The organism is Bacillus cereus group sp. Bce041 (assembly GCF_052646455.1).
In genome coordinates this window covers 1,023,276-1,046,732 of record NZ_JBQXON010000002.1, presented here as the reverse complement: position 1 = coordinate 1,046,732, position 23,457 = coordinate 1,023,276, and the positions used below count along the sequence as shown (strand labels likewise).

The following is a 23,457-nucleotide window of genomic DNA, read 5'->3' as shown; positions in this document are numbered from 1 at the left end:
TTATTTACTTTCTTTATATAAAATGAATGTGGCAACAAAAGCAGTGATAACTGCAATAGCGAAACCAATTATATAGTGAATCATGTTCATCATGCCAAGAGGTGCAACAATTGTAAGCATCGGAATACCTGTTAAACCGTATGCATTAGCCGCTACTTGCATCCAAACAATGTAAGCGCCTCCAATTGCGCCGCCAATAGCTGCTGCAATAAATGGTTTACCAAGTTTTAAATTGACACCAAAGATAGCTGGTTCTGTAATTCCTAAAAATGCTGAAGCTGCTGCTGGAATTGCAATTTCTTTCGTTTTTTTGTTTTTTGTTTTGAAATAGACAGCTAAAGTAGCACCGCCCTGTGCAACGTTCGCCATTGACCAAATAGGGAGTAAGAAATTGACACCGATATCTTTATTTGCGAGTAAGCCCGCTTCAATAGCGTGGAAACTATGATGTAAGCCAGTAAGAACGATTGTTGAATACAATCCACCGAATATAAGTCCAGCTACTGGTCCTGCAAATTGATAAATTGTATTTAAAAGGTACGTAATGCCGTCACCGATTTTATATCCAATTGGTCCGATAATAATAAGTGATAAAAAGCCAGTTATAATAATTGTTAAGAATGGTGTAACTAATAAATCTAAAGAGTTCGGAACACGTTTTCGAAGTTCTTTTTCAATTGTACTCATAACATATACACATAATAAAATAGGTAAAACAGTACCTTGATAGCCAATCATATCAATATCCATACCAAGGAAATGTAAAACAGTGGGTTTTGCATTTGAAAGAGTCCAAGGATTTGTTAAGCTTGGGTGAGTTAATATACCACCAACAACTGCACCTAAGAAAATGTTTCCACCAAATTCTTTAGCGGCACTAACTCCAATTAAAATAGGTAAAATGATGAAAGCTGCACTTGAGAACATATCAAGTAATTGGATAAGTGAGTGATCTCCAGGAACTAATTTAAACGCTTTCAACATTCCGAGTAGACCCATAAGTAAACCGCTTGCAACGATAGCTGGAATAATTGGAACAAAAATATTAGATAGTGTCTTGGCTAGGCGGGCGACAGGATTCATTTTTTTCTTAGGTATATCGTTTGATGTTGTAGAATCTAGTTCAGCTATTCCAATTAGTTTTGAGAATTCATCATATACTTTGTTTACTATGCCAGTTCCAAAAATAATTTGATATTGCTCGGTCGTTGCAAAAGCACCTTTTACTCCATCGATGTTTTCGATTTCTGCAGCGTTTATTTTCGTATCATCCTTTAATGTAAGACGAAGGCGAGTCGCGCAATGTGTGGCACGCACAATGTTTTCCTTTCCACCAATATTCTGTATTACTTGAGTTGCAATGTGTTTCATATCCATAAAAATTCCCCCTTACTATATTTTTTGTGGAACCGGTTCCGCAAAAAGTTAAAATAAAAAACAGGGAAATGATGTTGAAAATCCTGTTTTTAAAATGTGGAACCGGTTTTAATTTTATTATAGAGCGCCTTTATATTTTGTCAACGCTTTCTTGGATTTTTAATGTATAACGAGAGTGTAATATTTTTGGTATAGTTTTGTTTTCAACAAGCTGTGAAAGAGAAGTGGCAGCAAGCTTTCCAGCATACTCATAGTCAAACGCAATTGTCGTTAAACTAGGGTGTACCATTTCTGAAATATCATATCCACCGAATCCTGTTACAGAAATATCACCTGGTACAGAAAGAGAGTGGGAGTGAATGACTTTCATTGCGCCAAGAGCGATGTTATCTGTAGCACATACGATAAGAGTTGGGCGATTATTATCTAAAATATGTTGTACTTGTTTCATGGCATCTTCTATGCGGAAAGTTGTTTCGTAATATGAAACGTTGCAAGTCGGTTCTAAATTTTCAATTGCTTTTTGAAAACCATTTTTTCGATTTATTCCAACAGAAATATCATCTTTTTCTATCCCTAAATAGGCAATATGTCGATGGCCTTGCGATAAAACGTATGCCCCTAACTCATAAGCTGCATCATAATCATCGTGAACGAGGCAATATTGATCTTTATATTCTTGCCCGACGAATAAAATAGGGATGTTTGAATTAGCCATAATTTTTTGATGTTCATTCGTCAATGTTTTTGTTAATAAAATAATGCCAGCTACCTTTTGTTTTATAAAGTTTTCAATTGCTTGTATTTCAGTTCCGGTTGTTTGATTTGCATTTGCTACAAGCATTTGATAGTTATTTTCCTGTAATGTTTTATCGATCCCGATAAGTGTTTTCATTGTAGCGAAGGAGTCTAATCGGGGGATGATGACACCAATTAAATTTGTTGTTTTTGCTTTTAAACTTTGAGCAAATGTATTGGGAGAGAAATTTGTTTCTTGAATAATACCTTCGATTTTAAGTTTTGTTTTATCACTTACATATCCGCCGTTTAAGTAACGAGAGACTGTGCTTTTTGCAACTCCAGCCAATTTGGCGATATCTGCAATTGTTTTAGCCATAGTATTTCACCTTCGTATTCATAAAAATGTTAACTTTATTATAGGGAGAATTAGAGATGACGTAAACAAGAAGAGGGAAAGAAAAAACCACCTCACGTATATGAGGTGGAATAATTGTTAATATCTAGGCTTAAATGTATGACAACAAGTCTCTACACTCGTTGCTACAGAACTTTCTAGCGTCTCGTTTGTTAAAACAGCAGCTGTATATGAATCATTTTCAGTTTGACCAGTTTCATCTGCATCAGGCTGAACGATGATCGCACTTGCTTGACAAAAGTTACCTTGTCCCCAAAAAGAACAGTTGGAAACAGAACATCTTACTTCTGGCATAAAACCCCCTCCTTATACCTTAGTGTGGGATTTTACGCCCATTTCATGTGTAGAAGGAGTTTCCTTTTCTCGTTACTTTTTCGTTTGTTCAAGCCATTCTTTTAATTTGTCTTTCGGCTGTTCACCGCTAATACGGCTCACTTCTTTGCCATCTTTAAAATGAATGATTGTTGGTGTACCTTGAATTTTATATTCATCCCAAGGAACATCTAATTTTTCAATATCCATAACTTTCATATCAACGTTCAAGTCTTTAGCCATTGGCACTACGACAGGAGATAATTTTTGGCAATGAACGCAAGATGTTTGATAAAAGTATACTGTTTCTTCTTTTTTCTCTTTTAAGTTCTTTTGAAGATCTGAAAGTGAGATTTTATTTGTGTAGTAATCAGGACCATCTGTTTGACTACCAGTAGCATTATCAATTTTTTGGCTAGTCGAAGCGTTTTTTTCTTCCATTTGTGTTACAGCGAAAATTGCCGCAAACAAGGCGATAATAATACCACCAAATATAAGCATTTTTTTCATTCTTTCATCTCCTTATTTGTTTTTGATGACAATAAAGCTACAAACAGCGATTGTAATAAAGCCGATAAGTGCTAAAAACGGGATTGTCACAAAGCCGAACCAGTTTATGTATTCTCCCGTACATGGTACACGTCCACAAGCTGCCCCAGCAGCTGAAAATGCTGCGACTTTTTGAATTGCATAGTGATATAAAGAAATACAAGCACCAATAGTTGCGATTGGTAAAGAATAACTTGCAATGCGATAATCTTTCTTTGCTACAGCGATACCGAGCCATAAAACGAATGGATACATAAAAATACGTTGATACCAACAAAGAACACAAGGCTCAAATTTCATGATTTCGGAAAAGTACAGACTTCCTAGTGTAGCGATAAAAGAAGCTCCCCATGCGGTAAGTAAAGCATATTCTTGCTTTTTTTCTCGTCCCATATTTTATACCTCTCTTATAATAGTTACATACTAAATTATAGTATGAAGTGGTATGGAAAAGAAAGAAAAAATATGTTTATCAATAAAAGTTTTATAAGGAGAAACTTTTATTGATATAAACATTTTAAAAAAGCGCCATTCTCCGAAAGAGAATAGCGCTATATTTTACATTTGAATTTGTTCTACTTCTTCTACATGCGACTTTTGGGATGCGTGGTCAATATATTGAAATAGGAGCTGCAATTGTTTATCAACTTCTGGCAGTTCTTTACTGTATTGATAAGCGTGTAAAAAATGCTCAATACGTTTAGAAAATAATTGATCGTTCGTTTGAACCATGAGAACGAGTAATTTATCCCAATTACAGCAATACGTGTAATAGAGAGCTTTATCATAGTCGTTATATGTTTGCACTGTGTACCCTCCTTACCGAGAGTTATATATAGTGTGTGATAAGTAAGGGGAAATACACTTGAAAGAATTTGTTAAGAAAAAAAGTGAATGAAAAGAAAAAACGAGGAGTTTCCTCGTTTTTTAAGCTTTTGGCATTGGCGTAGGTGTTGGTTTGCCATAGCCTTCTTTGTATTTATTATCGATATAGTTACGAATTTCAAGCGTTGATTTTCCTTTTTGTTTCATGGAAGCAGATTCAACTGCGATTTCTAGGCAATTGACGCAAGTCGTTGCGTGGGAATCCCAAACAACTTCACCATTCTTTTTAATTTCACGAATAAAGCAGTTTTTATTATTTTTATGTCCTACACTTTCACCGCAACCACAATAGCATGGAATCCAATCTAATAGCTCTGCATTTTGTCCAGCGACGGTGTAAATATCTTTCATTTGTGGATCAAGCTTATCTAGGAAGGTCGGAAGTGTGTCGACTCCTTTTGTTTTCTCTTGAATGTCAGCTTGCTGAGTGTGCGATGCGTGGTCATGTTCTTCTTTTTTTGATTCAGAAGATTTTTGGTCATTTGTACTAGTACTTCCGCACCCAGCAAGAATTAAGCTTAGTACTGCAAGTAAAGAAAATACATACTTTTTCATTCGCTTGTCCCCTTTACAAATGTATTAATCAAATTGTATCAGACTAAGGGACACCTAGGGAGAAGTTTTTTTAAAACGATTTTTGAAGTGCCATCGTAATGAATGGAATAGAAATAAAATCGGGATATAAGCGTATACAATATATAAGCCAGCTTGAGAAAGCACTGTATTTAATGTATTGATACTTTCGCGGTTTGTGAAAAATAATGAAGCTATAAAGACGATGGAAATAAAAAACGGTAATGTAAATTTAAATGAAATATGAAAGGAACGCTTCATCGTTTGACATGATGACCAAATAGTTAAACAAAGGTTCGGCAAAATAATTAAAAACCAAACAAAAATAATAATATATTCAAACCGTTGAATGAAAGGGACTTTAATTATTTTTAACATCGTTAAAGTAGGCCATATAGTACGATTTAATTGTCCCTCGCTATAATACATAAAAGATACGATAGCTAAAACTACATAAATTAAGGTGCTAAAAGCAATTCCAGCATGGGCCCATCGCTTTAAAGATTTTCCTTTTTCAATAAAGGGATAAAAGATAAGAATTGTTTCAAACCCTAGAAATTCCAATGCAGAGTGTTTTGCAGATATAAGCATGTCAAAAGGTGAATGTGTAAAAATAGGTAAAATATTACGAAAATGTGCATACTTCATCGGATAGACTAAAAAGAATACAACGAACATAGGAAGAACAATACCCCAAAAACATATCCCTGTCACAGAACGGAAGCCACCTTTTATAATGTAGTAAGTGACTAATAAAAACATAAGCGTAAGTTTCCATAACTTAATGGTAGGGAAAATCCAAACTTGTATCACTTCCATATATGTACGAAGAACAGTAAGGCAAAATAATAAGCAATAAAGAGTGAAAATTACAGAAAATATAGAGCCAACCCATTTTCCAAAGGTTGTTGTATGAATGCTAATTAAATCTCCGTCTTTTTCAAGCATTTTTAACATACAAAACAGCACAATATGAGTTGCAATTCCCGCAATAATAAGAGAAATCCAGGCATCATAACCAGCGTTTTTTAAAATTACACGTTGATATCCGAGAATTCCTATACCAATCTGGAGAGAATGCAATAAAATAAATGCAAAATATGGAGAGACTGTCTTTGTTTTATTCATTGTATTCATTGCTTATTTCACCTCACTATTCTCCGATTCCAGATTGTACAATATTAAGATCTAAATTTACATCCACCGCTACATTTTTATACATATTTCGAATTTGTGTTATATTCCATTTTCTCGTATGGCTTCTAATTTCATCTCGTATTCCTAAAGGATCAATTTCCTTTTCTTGAAATTGTTTTATTAGATCTTCACAGTCTTTTTCAACATTTCGTTCAATTTGTTTTTTTATATAGTTGATATTTGTTTCTTTTCTTAAATCAATCCAATTAGGAGAGTTTTTAATTAATCCATTTAATTTTAAATGGATTTTTACTTTTGGTATGTCGCCAGTTTGATCTATATTATACTTATTTTCCCCAGCTAAGTTTTGTATAACAACCATACCTTTATGTTTATCCTTTTTTATCGCTGCTTCGTAACGTCCATTTTTCGTAGGATTAATAAGTAATTTTGCTAAAACAGAATGTCTTTTATCCGTATACATAACGACTTTATCGCCTTTTAAAAAGGCAAGCCCTTTGACAGCGACAGAATGATTATCGTCCATTTTAATATAAGGAACATAGGCATCAGATACGGAAGAGTAATAATTATATAAAAAAATGTTTAATTCGGTTTGTGGAATGTTTTCATTTCTTATATTTTGTTCGAGTAAATCAGCAATATATAAAGACCCATTTTTTTTTCCGTAATTTAAAAGCTCTTCAGCCGATCCATCTACAATTGCTAGTTGTACATCGCGTCCGATATTTGGGTCACGTTGTAAGTTAGTAATAATCTCTCCCATTCCGCGTTCTCCTAGAGCTTTTCCAAATAGGACAACACGCATTTGACCTACAACGACATTGTGAGGAGATTTAGCATTTAATCGTGAAGCGATTGTTTCAAGTGAACGAGCAGATGTTGATTGCGTCTCTGGCTTAGATTTTACACCATGTGTGTATTCAGGGAATAAGATAGTTCCTTGGAATCTTTTGTTTTTTGTGATGTCAAATCCAGCAATATGAATAATACGCTGTGCATCCACTATATACGTTTGTGTACAGCCAGTTTGTAAAACGAAGAAGATAATGATAAGGTGCAATAAAACTTTTTTCATTCATTCTCACCATCACGTTTTTGCTTCGATTTGTTTGGATTATAGCGCCATTTTGATTTTGGTCTAAGAAAAGAAGGTCTTTGTGCCGTTTGACTAAATGGTAATCGAAGAAAACCTTCTGCTGTACCTAAACCACGAAATGGATATAAAGGTAATAAATAAGGTGATCCAAGTGATTTTAATTTAATTAAATGAGCTAAAATAAATACAAATCCGACAATAAGGCCTAATCCTCCGAATGCACCGGCTAAAAGAATAAGAGGAAAGCGTAACAACCGGATAGTAGAAGACATCTTTACAGTCGGTGTTGTGAAAGATGCAAGAGCGGATAAAGCAACTGCAATTAATAAAATTGTACTTGTCAAAGCCGCTTCAACAGATGCTTGGCCAATTACAATCCCCCCAACAATCCCAATCGTTTGTCCGACTTTTGTCGGTAAACGCGCTCCCGCTTCACGAAGTAATTCGATTGTAATTTCTAAAAAGAGTGCTTCTAGAATAGGAGGGAAAGGTACGTTAGCTCTCGAGAAAATAATAGGACCTAGTAAATCGGCAGGAATCATTTGATAATGATATGTTAAAGCCGCTGTATAAATAGCGGAGGAAAACAGAGAAAATATAGCTCCGAAAAAACGAATAATACGAAAGAACGATCCAATCATCCACGGTAAATAATAATCTTCTGGTGAAATGAAAAAATCCAGTAACGTTGTTGGTCCTGATAAAGCATATGGAGAGCCATCTGTTAAAATTAAAACTTCCCCGTTAATTAATGCAAATACAGCTCGATCTAATCGTTCTGTAGGTAATAGAACAGGAAAAGGTGAATTGCTATTATCACTAATAAATTGCTCAATCATAGTTGAATCAAATGGGACATCAAAGTCAATGTCTTCTAGCCGTTGTATTGCGGTGTTGATGAATTGTTCATTTGTAATTCCTTCTATATAAGCAACTGCTACTTTCGTTTTTGATATAGATCCGACGGTAACTTCTTTAAAAATGAGTTGCTCCGTTACGATATTTCGGCGTAATAAGTGGATATTTGTATCAAGGTTTTCAACGAAACCGATTTTAGGCCCGATTACGCTATACTCATTTTCTGTATCGTTATATAATCGTTTTCCTAAAACAGTACTTTCGGCACGAATTAAAGCATATTGATCAGGATTCGAATTGTTTTTTAAGCGTATTAAAATATATCCACCTAATAATTTTTCACGAATATCATCAATAGAAGGGGAGGTAATAATGTCTTCAATAGAGATGATATTACATAAATCAGAGATGTTTTGGATTTGTTCCGATTCCTTTTTTATAGGAGTTAAAATGAATTGTTTAATAATAAGTGCTTCCACGACAGATTTATAATAAAACAAGCACAACGTTTCATCTTTAAGTATGTTATAAGAGACAAAATCGCTTGATTCTTTCATGGTTTGTATAAATTCTGGAATAGAACAAAGTGTTTTTGTATTAGTCTTTTTTGATTTCTTAGATGATAAACCGAACATTTTCTCACCCCTAACTTACATCATTTACTTGTGTTAGTTTTTGGGAAAGACGGGAATTTATACTTAAAAATTGAAAGTTCATAAAGAAAAGGAAGAGTGGTGAATGGCTCTTCCTTTTTAGCATTTTAATTTGTTTTTTGTTCTTTAATAGACTTCACTAATTTCATCATTTCCGCTCGTATATCTTCTCTTTTTACATTTAATTTTTCGGCAATTTGTTTAATGTCCATTCCGTCTTTTTTCATTTTTAATACATCATCAAGAGGGGTATTGCTTTTTTGAGAGATGATTGTTAACACAGTAAGATGACGCAATTTGATGTTATATTCTTTCATTTTTTGCTTTAGCTGATCCGGTGTGGATTTTTGCATAGTTGCCAGCTGTTGTAGCAGTGCTTGTTTTGTTTCTTTATTCATATGATGCTTTTTCAGCTTACTTGAATCTACACCGAAATGCTCGGCTGTTTTCTCCCAAGATTTATTTTGCTTATAGTAAGCTAAAACATCTTTTATTTCTTTATTACTAATTCTTGCAATATGAGCAGCTTTCCAAATTTCGTGTTTGTTATAGCCGAGTTTTTCTAGCGATTGTATTTCTTCATCTGAAATTGGTTTATGGTGATGCATTGTTACTTCTTTTGGGGTGGCAGCGGAAGCGGGGAAGATAATTGCTCCGCATAATAATGCTGCCATAGTCATACTTACCGCGATTTTTTTGTACATGTAAACTCCTCCTAGATGGATAATGTAGAAAACTGTACACATATCATTTCCATAAAATGTGAAATACTTGTGAACAAGTTAAGTTTTTTTATTCACAGCATGGAATGACGTTTTTAGAAGTTTCCCAACATAAAACATTGATTAATAGTAAAAAACTAAGGTATAATCGAAATTGAAAATCAATATCAATACTAATGATAAACTTATACATATAGTTAAAAATAAGGGAGAGATAAATATGACTACATATACTTCCATCGCTAATGTGATTAAAGAAAGACGCTCTGTTCGTACATTTACAGACAAAGCAGTAGAAAAAGATTTATTAATTGAACTATTAAACGATGCAACATGGGCACCAAATCATAAGCACCGTGAACCATGGAATTGTAAACTATACATCGGAGAAGGCCGCAAGAAATTAGTAGATGCGGTATTAAACTCTTTCACGGAAGAAGAAAGAGCGAAACGCGGTAAAATTTTATCAGATCGTTTCTTAAGCACGCCTGCACAAATCGTTGTATATATAAATGAAGATCCACGTCAAATTCAACGTGATGAAGATTACGCTGCAACATGTGCATTTATGCAAAACTTCCAACTTCTTGCTTGGGAACGTGGATTAGGTTGCGTTTGGAAATCAGGCGGATTAAACTACAATCCATTATTTATAGAAGGAATCGGTTTAACAAGAGGCCAACGTATCGTTGGAATTCTTCATATCGGCTATTTCGATAAAGCACCAGAAGGAAAAGCTCGTACTCCGATTACGGAGAAGATGGAGATTATTGAAGGTTAATAGATGAGACATTCTCGTTTTTGCGGGGGTGTCTTTTTATTATGCAATCAATCCTCATGAAAGCTTGTTTTTCATCATACACTTTCTTAAGGGAAAGTGTAAGGAGGGAAAATAATGAGAGCAAGTGACGATAAAGCACTGCAATATGCGATTGCGGAAATTACGGAAATTGCGACTGGATTTGGGCTTGATTTTTATCCGATGCGTTATGAAATATGTCCAGCGGAAATTATTTATACATTTGGTGCATATGGGATGCCGACAAGGTTTTCACATTGGAGTTTTGGAAAACAATTTTTCAGAATGAAATTACAATACGATTTGGGACTTAGTAAAATATACGAACTCGTTATTAACTCTGATCCATGTTACGCCTTTTTATTAGATACGAACTCTTTAATTCAAAACAAATTAATTGTCGCGCACGTTTTAGCACACTGTGATTTCTTCAAAAATAATATTCGTTTTTCAAATACGAAGCGAGATATGGTAGAGAGTATGGCCGCAACAGCGGACCGTGTGAAAGCGTATGAGCATAAGTACGGAAAGGCAGAGGTAGAAACATTTTTAGATGCCGTACTTGCCATTCAAGAGCATATTGATCCGTCGCTTATGCGTCCGAAGCTCGCATGGAGTATTGATGATTTAGAAGATGAAGAAGTAGAAAAGAAAAAGGTGTCGCAATACGATGATTTATGGAATTTAGATAATCGCAATAAAAAGCAGGAACGTTCTAATGTGCGTAAAAAGAAGAAAATTCCACCACAACCAGAGAAAGATTTACTGCTCTTTATTGAAGAATATAGCCGTGAGTTAGAAGATTGGCAGCGTGATATATTAACGATGATGCGCGAAGAAATGTTATATTTTTGGCCACAGCTTGAAACGAAAATCATGAACGAAGGCTGGGCATCCTACTGGCATCAACGCATACTTCGTGAAATGGACTTAACATCTGATGAAGCTATTGAATTTGCGAAATTAAATGCAGGTGTTGTACAGCCATCAAAAACAAGTATTAATCCATACTACCTAGGTATTAAAATCTTTGAAGATATTGAAGAACGGTACAACAATCCAACAGAAGAAATGAAACGACGAGGCGTAAAACCAGGATCTGGCCGTGACAAAATGTTTGAAGTACGCGAAATTGAATGGGACGTATCGTTCCTAAGAAACTACTTAAATAAAGATCTTGTTATGCGAGAAGATATGTACTTATTCCAGCGCCAAGGAAAAGAATATAAAGTAATAGATAAAGAATGGGAAAATGTGCGTGATCAACTTGTAAATATGCGGACAAATGGTGGGTTCCCGTACTTAGTAGTAGAAGATGGAGACTACTTAAAGAACGGAGAATTATACATTAAACATAGTTACGAAGGAATCGAGCTCGATTTAAAATACTTAGAAAAAGTATTACCATATCTTCATCAGCTATGGGGAAGAACGGTGCATATGGAGTCCATTGTGGAGAGTAAGGGCGTTGTGTTTTCTTATGATGGGAAGATGGTGCATCGGAAGTATGTGTGAGGGAAAGAACGGACATAGGATACTGTGTCCGTTCTTTTTAATTTAAAATAGGAAAAATATGCTATTATTTAAAAAAGGGAGTTACATAGGGAAATGGAGCGATTCAAATGAGCAAAATAGGGGTATGCAAGGTTGATATTACGCCGCCTGTAGGTATTGATTTTGTCGAGTATCATAGAGAGACAGGAATAAATAATATTGAAGAGCGTATTTATGGGACAGTTTTTGTATTTGAAAAAGATGAATCAAAGTGGATTCGTTTTTTGTATGGGTTTTTGTTTACCAGACAGGTCGTATATTTGATGATAATTTCTCTGTATTTTCTTTAGTAACGAATGTTGTTAAATCCTCTTTCAGTATTTGCATTCGTTCTATACCTATGTTTTCAATCCATCGCTGTTCTATTTCAGCTACTATTTCTTCTTTTGCTTTCATTACTGACAAACCACGTTCAGTTAAAACGATGATTTTACCTCTTTTATCAGTAGGATGTGTTTTGCGTGTAACGTAGCCATTACTCTCAAGAGAATCCACCATTTTACTTACAGCTTGTTTGGAAATCCCCAAATACTCAGCTAGCTCTATACCAGTTGCCCCATTCGGAAGGATGCGTTTGAACATAAAACCATGTGCTGGCCTAATATCTTCAAATCCTAATTCACTTAATTTGTCATGTAGCTCAGTGATTAATGTGCTAAATGATAATGATAAAAGCGTTGTAAGATCTAACTCGTTGAATGTTTGATCCATGTATATAACCTCCGTACTTGTAGTCAATTAAGTTGACTATATGTAATACCTATTGTACTATACATAATATAGTCAATCAAATTGACTATATTATGTCGGTAGAACAAATAATGATTTATATAATATAGAATCAATGGAGGTTTCACATGGTTAATATCGTGAAAATTAGAGGGAGTGTATTTGCACCGTATGCATCGCTGGAACCTATTAAGGACCCTGCAACAGGAAGAGTGTTTGAATATGCTGGAGATGCACGTGAGTTTACACCACAAGCTGTGAACACAAAGCGTTCAAGGTTAGAACAAGAAGTGAATATTGATTTTTATAAAAGAGAAATTTTCACATATGCAGATGCTTGTATCGTCACCGTGAAGATTACAAATTCAGATGGCTCAATTGAGTATCAAAAGGGAGAAACAAGTACAGAAAACATTGTATGTACAAATATTGTATGGAGTGAAGATGAAGTTTCATTTGAAATGAGAGCAAGTGCAAGTAATCCTTTAAACGCAGCAGCACCTGCAGCTGATTATTTTTTGACTATACGAGCTAATGAAAGTGGTACTGTGAATATTGAAGGTGTACATGATGGTTTCCCTTGCTATGAATTTTATAAACAAGTAGATTTTGGTTCGTTTGAATTGATATACACACATGATTTCAGAAAAACGGATGATACCCCAGCAGCACTAGCTGGAGAGATGGAATATAGCTTTAAAACGACAGTCTAAACATAAATATAGCGCTATTTTTTAGAAGGAAATAGAAAAGTAAAAGAGAAATCTATTGGTTTTAGGATTGAAATTATGGTCTGTTTTATTTAATAAGCATTCAGCATCTAAAATAAAATTATAGAGGTGTTTCTTATGACTAATATCGTGAAAATTAGAGCCAGTGTATTTATTCCAATGTCTTGGACTGAGGCTAAGAAGGATATGGAAACAGGAAAAGTAATGCAATTCGAAGGTGATTCACGTGAATTCACACCGTATGCGGTAAATGCGATGCGCTCTAGAGTTGAGCAAGAGGTAGTAGTTGATTTCTATAAAGAAGAAGTGTTTTCATATGCGAACACGGGTATTACGACCGAGAAGATTACAAGTCCAGATGGTTCTGTGAGTAAAAGAACAGGGAAAGCAAGTACAGAAAATATTGTGTGCACTGATATCACATGGAATTCTGAAGGTGTGCAATTCAAAATGAGTGCGAGTGCAAGTAATCCATTAAATGTATATGCACCTCCTGTGGATTATGTATTAAATGTATGTGTGAAACAGGATGGTAGTATTGATATTCAAGGGGAGCATGATGGATTCCCTTGTTTTGAATTTTATAAGCAAGTAGATTTCGGTTCATTTGAAAAAATATATACACATGATTTTAGAGAAACTGGTGATACAGCGGCAGCCCTAGGCGGGAACATGGAGTATAGTTTTACAAAGAGATTATAGGAAGTATGATAATAGAACGATGGATTGATTCATTCGTAAAGAACTTGGAAATATCTAAGTTCTTTTTTTGTTTCAAATTTGTGAAAGAAAGACATATTGATTGAAATTAAATTTTTTATAATTTATTATATACCCGTACAGGTATAGGTTTTATATGTGTGATATATGAGGGAATTAAATAATAAATAGTATGGAGGTTTGACATATGTCTAGAAAAATTGTTGTAGTAGGCGGAGTTGCTGGCGGGGCATCAGTAGCTGCAAGGCTTCGTCGTTTAAGTGAGGAAGATGAAATTATTATGGTTGAACGCGGTGAATACATTTCGTTCGCAAACTGTGGATTGCCATATTATATTGGCGGTGTCATTACAGAAAGACAAAAGTTATTAGTACAAACTGTTGAAAGGATGTCAAAACGTTTTAATTTAGATATACGTGTATTGAGTGAAGTTGTAAAGATTAATAAAGAAGAGAAAACAATTACGATAAAGAATGTAACTACAGATGAAACATATAACGAGGAATATGATGTTTTGATTCTTTCACCAGGGGCGAAACCAATTGTTCCACCTATTTCGAGCATTGAAGAAGCGAAGGCGTTGTTTACGCTACGAAATGTACCTGATACAGATCGTATAAAAGCGTATATTGATGAGAAGAAACCACGTCATGCGACGGTTATTGGTGGAGGATTTATTGGAGTGGAAATGGTTGAGAATTTAAGAGAACGCGGGATTGAGGTTACTCTTGTAGAGATGGAAAATCAAGTGATGCCACCAATTGATTACGAAATGGCGGCATATGTACATGAGCATATGAAGGTGCACAATGTTGAGCTTGTTTTTGAAGATGGTGTAGATGCGTTAGAAGAGAATGGGACTGTTTTACGTTTAAAAAGTGGCTCAGTTATAAAAACAGATATGATTATTTTAGCAATTGGTGTACAACCAGAGAGTAGTTTAGCGAAAGATGCAGGATTAGCATTAGGAGTTAGAGGAACGATAAAGGTAAATGAGAAATTTCAAACATCTGACCCATATGTATATGCAATTGGTGATGCGATTGAAGTGAAAGATTTTGTTACAGAAACAGAAACGATGATTCCTTTAGCGTGGCCCGCTAATCGTCAAGGTCGCATGTTAGCAGATATTATTCATGGTCATACGGATTCTTTATATAAAGGTACGATGGGAACTTCTGTGGCTAAAGTTTTTGATTTAACAGTTGCTTCGACTGGAGTAAATGAGAAAATATTAAAACGATTAAATATACCCTATGAGGTAGTACATGTACAGGCAAATTCTCATGCGGGATACTATCCGAATGCTACGCCAGTGCTAATAAAATTAATCTTTAATAAAGAAAGCGGAAAGATTTACGGAGCACAGGCTTTAGGGCGTGACGGGGTAGATAAGCGTATAGATGTTATCGCGACGGCAATGAAGGCAAACTTAGCTGTAATCGATTTACCAGATTTAGAATTATCATATGCCCCGCCGTATTCTTCTGCAAAAGATCCAGTAAACATGGTGGGGTATGCCGCAAGTAATATAGTAGATGGTTTTGTGGAAACGGTACAATGGCATGAAATAGATAGTATTGTTGACAATGGTGGATATCTTATAGATGTTCGGGAGCCCAATGAACTAAAACAAGGAATGATTAAAGGCTCTATTAATATTCCGTTAGATGAATTACGTGATCGATTGGATGAAGTGCCAATGGGCAAAAAAATATATATCACTTGTCAACTTGGTATGAGAGGGTTTGTTGCAGCGCGCATGTTAATGGAAAAAGGATATAAGGTAAAGAATGTAGATGGTGGTTTTAAATTGTATGGGACAGTACTGCCAGAACGTGTTGTATATTGATATTTTTCATCTTCTACTTCAAGATTTAGTGGAAGATAAAAACTTATAGATTAAGGTTTTATTTTTTGTTTTGCGAACATATAAGGTGAAAATTTAAAATAGGGGTTTACAAAATACCCTATAGGGTATAATGTATTGTCATAGGTTATAAATAGTGACATAATGGTAATGAGGTGATTATAGGATGGAATATAATCAAGATATGAAAAATAGATTGAAACGTATTGAAGGTCAAGTTCGTGGTGTGCTTCGTATGATGGAAGAAGGAAAGGATTGCCGAGAAGTTATTACACAGTTAACGGCATCTCGTTCTGCCCTTGATCGTACAATTGGGCTCGTTGTTGGAACGAATTTAGAGCAATGTTTGCGTGAACAGTTTGAAAGTGGTAATGGTTCAAATGAAGAGTTAATTAAAGAAGCTGTTCAATTACTTGTAAAAAGCCGATAATCTGTCAAACATAATTGTTGACAGATTTTCAAAAACATTTTAATATACCCCTACAGGTATATGTATATAAATTGTGGAGGAATCGATTATGAGTATAAAAGTGGATATGAGTTTAGATTGTAAAGGGTTGGCTTGTCCGATGCCGATTGTGAAAACGAAGAAGGCGATAGAAGGATTAGCACCAGGGCAAGTGATTGAAGTTAAGGCGACAGATAAAGGATCTACGGTAGATATAAAAAGTTGGGCGGGTAAAGTAGGACATCAATATATAGGGACGAAACACGAGGGTGATGTATTGGTGCATTATGTTAGGAAAGCAAACGAGCATGAAGTGAATGAAGTTGTGAAATATCCTCATACAATTACGAATTCGGAATTGGAAGAGATATTATTAAATGGTGAAGAGTGTATTGTATTAGATGTTCGCGAAGCAGCGGAATTTGCTTTTGGCCATATTCCATCCGCCATTTCGATGCCATTAGGTGAATTATACAGTGCAGTGTTAGATGAGACGAAGCAAATTTATGTTGTTTGTCGAACTGGTAACCGTAGTGATGTAGCTTGCCACATGTTGAAAGAGAAAGGTTATGCAAATGTGAAAAATGTCATTCCAGGCATGTTAGAGTGGCAAGGGAATATAGAGAAATAAATTTTTTTGAAAGAAAATATACCTATGGGGGTAATGAAATGAATGTTAAACCGTTACAAGCAAAAGATGTGGCAGAGAAAGTTTTATTCGGAGAGTTATTCATTTTAGATGTTCGTAATGAGGCGGATTATGAAGATTGGAAAATTGAAGGGAAACAAGTTTCTTCTATTAATAGACCTTACTTTGACTTGTTAGATGGTGTAGATCATATTGTAAGTGAATTACCTAAAGATAAAGATGTTTTAGTAGTATGTGCAAAAGAAGGGTCTTCTATATTTGTGGCAGAGCAATTAACAGAGGCTGGATTAGAAAATATTTATTATTTAGCTGGTGGCATGAAGGCTTGGAGTGAATATGTAAAGCCTATAAAAGTTGGAGATTTAAAAAATGGTGGAAGTATGTATCAGTTTAACCGCCTTGGAAAAGGCTGTTTATCTTATATGGTCGTTTCAAATGGTGAAGCAGCAGTTATTGATGCAGTAAGAACAGCCGAGGCATATGAAGAATTTGCGAAAGAGCATGGCGTTACGATTACGAATGTAATGGATACACATTTACATGCAGACCATATTTCCGGAGGACGTAAGTTAGCGGAAAAGGTAGGTGGTACGTATTGGTTACCACCAAAAGATGCAGAGGAAGTTGTTTTTTCATACGAACCGCTTGTTGAAGGATCTGTTATTACGGTGGGGGGTACTAAAATTGTAATTGACGCATTATACTCACCAGGACATACGATTGGAAGTACGTCATTCATTGTAGATGATTCTTATTTATTATCAGGCGATATTTTATTTGTAGATTCAATTGGGCGTCCTGATCTTGCTGGTAAGGCTGAAGATTGGGTGAGTGATTTACGTAATACTTTGTATAGCCGATATAAAGAGCTATCTCAAAATTTAGTTGTGTTACCGGCTCATTATTCAAAAATAAGTGAAATGAACGAAAGTGGTATTGTTAGCGCAAAATTAAAAGATTTGTTTGCGAATAATGCGGGGTTAAATATTGAGGATGAGGGAGAGTTCCGTAAAGTTGTAACAGAAAACTTACCACCTCAGCCAAATGCATATGAAGAAATTCGTCAAACCAATATGGGTAAAATTCACCCAAGTGTGGATAAAGAGCGTGAAATGGAGATTGGTCCAAATCGTTGTGCAGTGCACGAATAATGAAATAAATAAAAAATGGAGGAATTGATGATGAATATAAAACAAGTGTTAGATGCGAAAGGTTTAGCATGTCCAATGCCGATTGTAAGAACAAAGAGAGCAATGGATGCTCTACAAACTGGAGAAGTGTTAGAAATACATGTAACGGATAAAGGGTCAGTTAAGGATATTCCAGCGTGGGCAAATAAATGTGGCCATGACATCGTAAAGCTTGAAGAAGAAGGCGATGTGCTGAAGTTTTGGATTAGGAAGGCGTAGTGAAGCAATAGTTTTGTAAATATAGGGAGGTTGGTTATATGAACACAATATTAAGTACGCTTTTCATTGTACTTGCTGCATGGTTTGTTATTTCACGATTTTTACCAGTGAAAGGTGTTCAAAATATAAATGGCAAAGAATTGAAAAGTATAGTGGGGAAAAAGGGGAAGTATTTTATTGATGTCCGTACAGTAGGTGAATATAGAGGGAATCATATGAAAGGCTTTCAAAATATCCCCCTAAATGATCTAGCAAGTAAGGCGAATCAATTAGATAAGAATAAGGAAGTAATCGTTATTTGCCAAAGTGGAATGAGAAGTAAGCAAGCAGCAAAGGTATTGAAAAAACTAGGGTTTCAGCAAGTAATAAACGTTTCAGGTGGTATGAATGGTTTGTGAGGAGGAAATTTAAAATGAAAGAAATGACTACAAAAGAATTAGAAGAAAAATTGTTGCGTAAAGAAGCGGTAAATATTGTGGATGTACGTGAAGTAGAAGAAGTAGCTGAAGGGAAAATTCCAGAAGCATGTAATATTCCACTAGGACTATTAGAGTTTCGTATGCATGAATTAAATAAAAATCAGGAATATATTATCGTTTGTCGTTCAGGCGGGAGAAGTGCAAGAGCTGTTCAATTTTTAGAAAGTTACGGTTTTCAAGTAATCAATGTGGTAGGTGGTATGTTAGCTTGGGAAGGAAAAGTAGAATAGGGAGAAACAATTTTTATAAATAAAAATACCCCTATAGGTAATTGGAGGGAGAACAATATGGAACAACAGAAGAAAACAACAATCGTTTTATTTAGCGGAGATTACGATAAAGCAATGGCTGCTTATATTATTGCAAATGGTGCAGCGGCGTATGATCAAGAGGTTACTATTTTTCATACTTTCTGGGGATTAAATGCTTTAAGGAAAGATGAACATGTGAATGTAAAGAAAACATTTATAGAAAAAGTATTTGGAAGAATGATGCCACGCGGTGCTGATAAGATGGGGTTATCCAAAATGAATTTTGCTGGTATGGGACCAAAGATGATTAAAGGCATTATGAAAAAACATAATGCAATGCCTTTGCCAGATTTAATTGATTTGGCAAAAGAACAGGGGATTAAACTTGTAGCTTGTCAAATGACAGTAGATTTATTAGGGTTAAAAGAGGAAGAGATTATGGAAGGCGTAGAGTTTGCAGGTGTAGGGGCATATTTAGCAGATGCTTCGGATGGGAATGTAAACTTATTCATTTAATCACCTTCTTTTTAGAAGGAGGGGGATGTAAGGTGAGTGGAGTATTATTACTTTTTATAATTGGGTTTATAGGATCGTTTATATCAGGAATGGTTGGAATTGGCGGTGCAATTATTAATTATCCGATGATCTTATATATTCCGGTATTGTTAGGATTTAATGGCTATACGTCACATGAAGTGAGCGGTATTACAGCAGTACAAGTATTCTTTGCAACTTTTGCAGGTGCCTGGGCATATCGGAAAAGTACTGATATGAATAAAATGTTAGTTGTGTATATGGGAGCTAGTATATTAATAGGAAGTTTTATAGGAAGTTTTAGTGCAAATCTATTAGATGAACACGCTGTAAATGTTGTTTATACAGTATTGGCGACCATTGCAGCTATGATGATGTTTGTACCGAAGAAAAATAATAGTGGAGCAGTTAAGTATAATAAATGGTTAGCAAGTGTGTTAGCGTTTATTGTAGGAGGTGTTTCGGGCATTATTGGAGCTGGAGGTGCGTTTCTTTTAGTTCCTATTATGCTAGTTATTTTAAAATTACCATTGCGCATGACGATAGCGACATCTATCGCTATTACGTTTATTTCCTCAGTAGGGATTACGACTGGAAAAGTGATTACTGGACAAGTAGTTATCATTCCAGCTCTAATTATTGCGGTTGCAAGTATATTTGCTGCGCCACTTGGAGCGCGAGTCGGGAAGAGGATAAATCAAAAAGTACTACAATATATGTTATCGATTTTAATTGTCGGCACTGCTGTTAAGATGTGGATTGATATGATATCGAAATAAAAGGATGGGCTGCTTGCAGCCCATCCTTTTATTTATGCCCAAATAACTTTCATTAAGTTTTTATATTCGTCATTCGCTAATTTATATAGCATTCTCGTATGTTCAAAGACAAGTGCTGGATTAAAGTTTGGTTCTGAGAATGCAAGAGATGTTGAAATATCAATTGCATTTTGCTTATTTAATGTGAATTTTGCAAAGCGATAAGATGTATTTAATTCATTGATGACATGTAAAATATCATTTGTTGATGTTGCATCAGGTACGTGAGCAACATTGAAGCAGTATATATCCACCGTAGGATGTTCGTTTTGGAAAGCAGCGATAAGTTGAATTTTTGCGCCAGCTTCAGTCTCTAATCCTACTGAAAAATGAACAGAGCCATCATTTTCATCTATATTTTCTTCCATGTATATATCGTTGGATTTTAAGTAGTCTTTAAAATCTGAGATGTTATGTTTTACTGCAGCTTTCATATGTATGAGCCCCCTGATAATTGGAATAGATTGCTACTATTTATTATAATTTAAAAATATTAAAAAAGATAGTTAGAAAGTTCTGATTTTTAATTCTGAAGAAATAAAAAGAAGCCGTACTCTACCTCCATAGAGTACGGCTTCTTTACTATTCATTGTCGTTAGACGATGTTTCTGTATCTTCACTGCTATTTTTGTTCTTATTTTTCACTTCATTGTTACTTGATTCGCGTTCACTTGAATTTTCAGACTTAGATTCTTTTGTCTTTTTCGAATCAGAGTCTGAGTCAGACTTTGTATATGCAGGTAGCCCAAGATGAGTACGAAGTTCATTTGTAACATTAGCTAATTCTTTTTTATCTGGATTGTAGTAGTAAGTTCGACCACCACCAGCAGATTTGCTACAAGTATCGTCACCTTTTGCCATATAGCAATCATCACCTTGGATTTGTAATTTCTCAATTTCCGAATCCGATCCATATTTATAGAATGAAAGCATATCATCAAATGTTAAGTTTGTAACGAATTGTCCGTTAATATCATCAATGATGTTGCCAACTTTTGTTACAGAACCAACACTTGTTAGCTTCTTTAAAATAGCCTCGATAACGAGTTGTTGACGTTGTCCACGCATTGCATCACTATCGATGTGTCTTGTTCTAGCAAGAGCAAGAGCTTCTTCGCCATTTAGCTTTTGAACACCTTTTTCTAGGTGAATAGCCTCAGCATTATCATTGCTATCTTGCTCAGTAAATTCAACTGGTACATCAACTTCAACACCGCCCAAGTCATCGACGATTTTTATAAATGATTTAAAGTTGAATTTTACAAAATAATCGACAGGAACATTCATTAATTTTTCAACTGCATCAATGCTTGCTTGTGGTCCACCATTTTTTCCGTTTTTAGCAGAACCGAATGCATGAGCGTGTGTAATTTTATCTTTTTTCTTTTCTATTGGAATATAAGTATATGTGTCACGTGGGATACTTAATAGTTTAACAGTTTTGCTATCTTTATTAAATGTTGCAAGTAAAAGCGCGTCTGTTCTTATAGCTTCACCATATTCTTTTCCACGGACATCGCTTTCATCAACACCCATTATTAAAACAGAGACATTGTTTGTAATAGGTTTTACAGCCTTATCACGTAAATCAGATTTATCACCGCGTGCTAAATCGTGTGCGGCATTTCGAACAGCAGAAGATGCTTTATTTACTAAAAACCAAGTATAACCGCCACCTATTAATAAAACGAATAGTATAGCGCTTATAATAATTTTTATTTTTTTCTTATTTTTTTTCGGTTTATTGCGTGTATTTTCTTGCAAAGATGGGTTTTGCTCCATTTCCTGTACTCCTTCATTTGGATTGAAATACGACACTCATATCCACTTATTATAATGAAATTTAGCGAAAAAAAACATTACAAAACATTTACATTTCGTAAAAATTCAATATATTTATAAAAAGTCAGATTTTCTATATTATATTTTTGAGATGTAGAATAAGTATAAGTTGTTTTAGTAGAAATGAAAATATATATTGTGAGAAAGTGATAGAGAAGTAAGATTTGTTGAAATATAGCCAAGAAGAAACGAGTAGGTTTACTAAGTTTTTCTATATAATAAAGAAGAACTTTACGGATAAAGGAGAGAGCATAATGAATCATACATCATTCCGAGCAATCGTTGTGAACGAAAAGGAAAATCATCAGTTTGTAAGAAAAGTTGTTGAGAGAGAAGTAAGTAGTTTACCTGAAGGAGACGTGTTAATACAGGTTCATTATTCTTCATTAAATTATAAAGATGCTCTTTCAGCTACTGGTAATAAGGGTGTTACGAGAACATATCCTCATACGCCAGGAATTGATGCTGCAGGAGTGGTTGTGAGTAGTGAAGATGCTACCATTAAAGCAGGAGATCAAGTTATTGTAACGGGATATGACTTAGGTATGAATACCTCTGGTGGTTTCGGAGAATATATTCGCGTGCCATCATCTTGGGTCGTGCCTTTACCGGAAGGAATGTCATTAAAGGAAAGTATGATGTATGGGACAGCAGGTTTTACTGCGGCTTTGTCGGTATATAAGCTTATTGGAGCAGGAATCAAGCCTAGTATGGGAGATGTTTTAGTAACGGGTGCTACAGGCGGCGTAGGGAGTGTAGCTGTTAGTATATTAAGTAAGCTAGGGTTTAACGTAGTAGGAGCGACAGGAAAAATGGAAGAGGAAGATATGCTACTACGTCTAGGAGCGAAAAAGGTGATTCATCGCGCGGAATTGAATGATGAATCAGGAAGACCGATGTTAAAAGGGATATACGCGGGAGTTATCGATACTGTAGGTGGACATATGCTAGAAACAGCTTTAAAAACAGTAAAGTATGGTGGTTGTGTAACGACATGCGGTAATGTGGCAGGCCAGGAACTACAAACAACGGTATATCCGTTTATTTTACGAGGTATAAGCCTTTTAGGGATAGATTCCGTGCAATGCCCAGTAGATGTGAGAAGAGATGTTTGGACGCTTTTAGCGAAAGAATGGGGAAATAAAGAGTTACTATCTTATACAGAAGAATGTACATTAGAAGAATTAGAGAAGAAGTTTGCACTTATATTGCAAGGAAAGTTAAAAGGAAGAACAGTTGTTAAAATATAATGAAAAAAGAGACGCTTAAGTTAGCGTCTCTT

28 protein-coding genes and 1 pseudogene are annotated in these 23,457 nt (G+C 35.1%); 15 read left to right on the top strand and 14 right to left on the bottom strand.

Going from position 1 to position 23,457, the window contains the following annotated elements; genetic code table 11:
• From ACUN13_RS11420 to ACUN13_RS11370, 11 genes are all read right to left on the bottom strand, one after another.
• Complete coding sequence (locus ACUN13_RS11420; protein WP_088345626.1) at nt 1–1,377, bottom strand: sucrose-specific PTS transporter subunit IIBC; 1,377 nt, start codon at nt 1,375–1,377, stop codon at nt 1–3.
• Nucleotides 1,378–1,507: 130 nt separating this feature from the next.
• Nucleotides 1,508–2,494, bottom strand: coding sequence for a LacI family DNA-binding transcriptional regulator (locus ACUN13_RS11415; protein WP_001140402.1), 987 nt, complete (start codon nt 2,492–2,494; stop codon nt 1,508–1,510).
• A 117-nt stretch (nt 2,495–2,611) separates the two neighbouring features.
• Nucleotides 2,612–2,827, bottom strand: a complete 216-nt coding sequence (locus ACUN13_RS11410; protein ID WP_001115482.1) for a DUF1540 domain-containing protein — start codon at nt 2,825–2,827, stop codon at nt 2,612–2,614.
• Between the two features lie 72 nt (nt 2,828–2,899).
• Nucleotides 2,900–3,355 carry a thioredoxin family protein gene (locus ACUN13_RS11405; RefSeq protein ID WP_000738436.1) on the bottom strand — a complete coding sequence of 152 codons (456 nt, stop codon included), beginning with the start codon at nt 3,353–3,355 and terminating at the stop codon, nt 2,900–2,902.
• A gap of 12 nt (nt 3,356–3,367) precedes the next feature.
• Nucleotides 3,368–3,787, bottom strand: coding sequence for a disulfide formation protein C (locus ACUN13_RS11400; protein WP_000532265.1), 420 nt, complete (start codon nt 3,785–3,787; stop codon nt 3,368–3,370).
• A 165-nt stretch (nt 3,788–3,952) separates the two neighbouring features.
• Nucleotides 3,953–4,201 (bottom strand): YhdB family protein, encoded by a 249-nt coding sequence (locus ACUN13_RS11395; protein ID WP_001195459.1) that lies wholly within the window; start codon nt 4,199–4,201, stop codon nt 3,953–3,955.
• A 120-nt stretch (nt 4,202–4,321) separates the two neighbouring features.
• On the bottom strand, nt 4,322–4,834 hold the full coding sequence (locus tag ACUN13_RS11390; RefSeq protein WP_000761036.1) for a PCYCGC domain-containing protein: 513 nt from the start codon (nt 4,832–4,834) through the stop codon (nt 4,322–4,324).
• Nucleotides 4,835–4,888: 54 nt separating this feature from the next.
• Nucleotides 4,889–5,989, bottom strand: a complete 1,101-nt coding sequence (locus tag ACUN13_RS11385) for a GerAB/ArcD/ProY family transporter (RefSeq protein WP_088345628.1) — start codon at nt 5,987–5,989, stop codon at nt 4,889–4,891.
• A 16-nt stretch (nt 5,990–6,005) separates the two neighbouring features.
• Entirely contained in the window at nt 6,006–7,088 is a 1,083-nt protein-coding gene (locus ACUN13_RS11380) for a Ger(x)C family spore germination protein (RefSeq protein ID WP_088345630.1), read from the bottom strand.
• Nucleotides 7,085–8,602, bottom strand: coding sequence for a spore germination protein (locus ACUN13_RS11375; RefSeq protein WP_072939951.1), 1,518 nt, complete (start codon nt 8,600–8,602; stop codon nt 7,085–7,087). The genes ACUN13_RS11380 and ACUN13_RS11375 overlap by 4 nt, the downstream gene beginning before the upstream one ends.
• A gap of 125 nt (nt 8,603–8,727) precedes the next feature.
• Nucleotides 8,728–9,324, bottom strand: coding sequence for a hypothetical protein (locus ACUN13_RS11370; protein WP_048655913.1), 597 nt, complete (start codon nt 9,322–9,324; stop codon nt 8,728–8,730).
• A 238-nt stretch (nt 9,325–9,562) separates the two neighbouring features.
• Between ACUN13_RS11370 and ACUN13_RS11365 the strand changes: the two genes are divergently transcribed.
• From ACUN13_RS11365 to ACUN13_RS11355, 3 genes and pseudogenes are all read left to right on the top strand, one after another.
• Nucleotides 9,563–10,123, top strand: coding sequence for a nitroreductase family protein (locus tag ACUN13_RS11365; RefSeq protein WP_000214819.1), 561 nt, complete (start codon nt 9,563–9,565; stop codon nt 10,121–10,123).
• A 114-nt stretch (nt 10,124–10,237) separates the two neighbouring features.
• On the top strand, nt 10,238–11,656 hold the full coding sequence (gene spoVR / locus ACUN13_RS11360) for a stage V sporulation protein SpoVR (protein ID WP_001202693.1): 1,419 nt from the start codon (nt 10,238–10,240) through the stop codon (nt 11,654–11,656).
• Nucleotides 11,657–11,763: 107 nt separating this feature from the next.
• A pseudogene (locus tag ACUN13_RS11355) lies at nt 11,764–11,913 on the top strand (neutral/alkaline non-lysosomal ceramidase N-terminal domain-containing protein); the annotation flags it as partial.
• 22 nt (nt 11,914–11,935) lie between these two features.
• Here ACUN13_RS11355 and ACUN13_RS11350 read toward each other — a convergent pair.
• A complete protein-coding gene (locus ACUN13_RS11350) occupies nt 11,936–12,406 on the bottom strand; it encodes a MarR family winged helix-turn-helix transcriptional regulator (RefSeq protein ID WP_088345632.1) in 471 nt (156 codons plus the stop codon).
• A gap of 146 nt (nt 12,407–12,552) precedes the next feature.
• Here ACUN13_RS11350 and ACUN13_RS11345 point away from each other — a divergent pair, with 146 nt between their 5' ends.
• The 11 genes from ACUN13_RS11345 (at nt 12,553) to ACUN13_RS11295 (ending at nt 20,294) form a co-directional block, all read left to right on the top strand.
• Complete coding sequence (locus tag ACUN13_RS11345; protein WP_000247265.1) at nt 12,553–13,137, top strand: DUF3238 domain-containing protein; 585 nt, start codon at nt 12,553–12,555, stop codon at nt 13,135–13,137.
• A gap of 135 nt (nt 13,138–13,272) precedes the next feature.
• A complete protein-coding gene (locus tag ACUN13_RS11340; RefSeq protein WP_088345634.1) occupies nt 13,273–13,857 on the top strand; it encodes a DUF3238 domain-containing protein in 585 nt (194 codons plus the stop codon).
• 205 nt (nt 13,858–14,062) lie between these two features.
• Nucleotides 14,063–15,727 carry a CoA-disulfide reductase gene (gene cdr / locus ACUN13_RS11335; protein ID WP_088345636.1) on the top strand — a complete coding sequence of 555 codons (1,665 nt, stop codon included), beginning with the start codon at nt 14,063–14,065 and terminating at the stop codon, nt 15,725–15,727.
• Nucleotides 15,728–15,911: 184 nt separating this feature from the next.
• Nucleotides 15,912–16,175 (top strand): metal-sensitive transcriptional regulator, encoded by a 264-nt coding sequence (locus tag ACUN13_RS11330; RefSeq protein WP_000456206.1) that lies wholly within the window; start codon nt 15,912–15,914, stop codon nt 16,173–16,175.
• Nucleotides 16,176–16,263: 88 nt separating this feature from the next.
• Entirely contained in the window at nt 16,264–16,824 is a 561-nt protein-coding gene (locus tag ACUN13_RS11325) for a sulfurtransferase TusA family protein (RefSeq protein ID WP_088345638.1), read from the top strand.
• A gap of 38 nt (nt 16,825–16,862) precedes the next feature.
• On the top strand, nt 16,863–17,993 hold the full coding sequence (locus ACUN13_RS11320; RefSeq protein WP_088345640.1) for an MBL fold metallo-hydrolase: 1,131 nt from the start codon (nt 16,863–16,865) through the stop codon (nt 17,991–17,993).
• 27 nt (nt 17,994–18,020) lie between these two features.
• Nucleotides 18,021–18,251 (top strand): sulfurtransferase TusA family protein, encoded by a 231-nt coding sequence (locus tag ACUN13_RS11315; RefSeq protein ID WP_002093886.1) that lies wholly within the window; start codon nt 18,021–18,023, stop codon nt 18,249–18,251.
• Nucleotides 18,252–18,289: 38 nt separating this feature from the next.
• Nucleotides 18,290–18,649 carry a rhodanese-like domain-containing protein gene (locus tag ACUN13_RS11310; protein ID WP_001092318.1) on the top strand — a complete coding sequence of 120 codons (360 nt, stop codon included), beginning with the start codon at nt 18,290–18,292 and terminating at the stop codon, nt 18,647–18,649.
• A gap of 14 nt (nt 18,650–18,663) precedes the next feature.
• A complete protein-coding gene (locus ACUN13_RS11305) occupies nt 18,664–18,960 on the top strand; it encodes a rhodanese-like domain-containing protein (protein WP_000661810.1) in 297 nt (98 codons plus the stop codon).
• Between the two features lie 57 nt (nt 18,961–19,017).
• Entirely contained in the window at nt 19,018–19,497 is a 480-nt protein-coding gene (locus ACUN13_RS11300; RefSeq protein WP_000437742.1) for a DsrE/DsrF/DrsH-like family protein, read from the top strand.
• Between the two features lie 32 nt (nt 19,498–19,529).
• The gene (locus tag ACUN13_RS11295; RefSeq protein WP_088345642.1) at nt 19,530–20,294 is read left to right on the top strand and encodes a sulfite exporter TauE/SafE family protein; all 765 of its coding nucleotides are present in this window, start codon (nt 19,530–19,532) and stop codon (nt 20,292–20,294) included.
• Nucleotides 20,295–20,326: 32 nt separating this feature from the next.
• Here ACUN13_RS11295 and ACUN13_RS11290 read toward each other — a convergent pair whose 3' ends face one another.
• Nucleotides 20,327–20,767 (bottom strand): hypothetical protein, encoded by a 441-nt coding sequence (locus tag ACUN13_RS11290; RefSeq protein ID WP_000642362.1) that lies wholly within the window; start codon nt 20,765–20,767, stop codon nt 20,327–20,329.
• Nucleotides 20,768–20,915: 148 nt separating this feature from the next.
• Nucleotides 20,916–22,115, bottom strand: coding sequence for an LCP family protein (locus ACUN13_RS11285; protein ID WP_000437391.1), 1,200 nt, complete (start codon nt 22,113–22,115; stop codon nt 20,916–20,918).
• Nucleotides 22,116–22,429: 314 nt separating this feature from the next.
• On the opposite strand from ACUN13_RS11285, the gene ACUN13_RS11280 reads away from it, so the two are divergent.
• Nucleotides 22,430–23,425, top strand: a complete 996-nt coding sequence (locus tag ACUN13_RS11280) for a YhdH/YhfP family quinone oxidoreductase (RefSeq protein ID WP_088345644.1) — start codon at nt 22,430–22,432, stop codon at nt 23,423–23,425.
• The last annotated feature ends 32 nt before the right edge of the window (nt 23,426–23,457 follow it).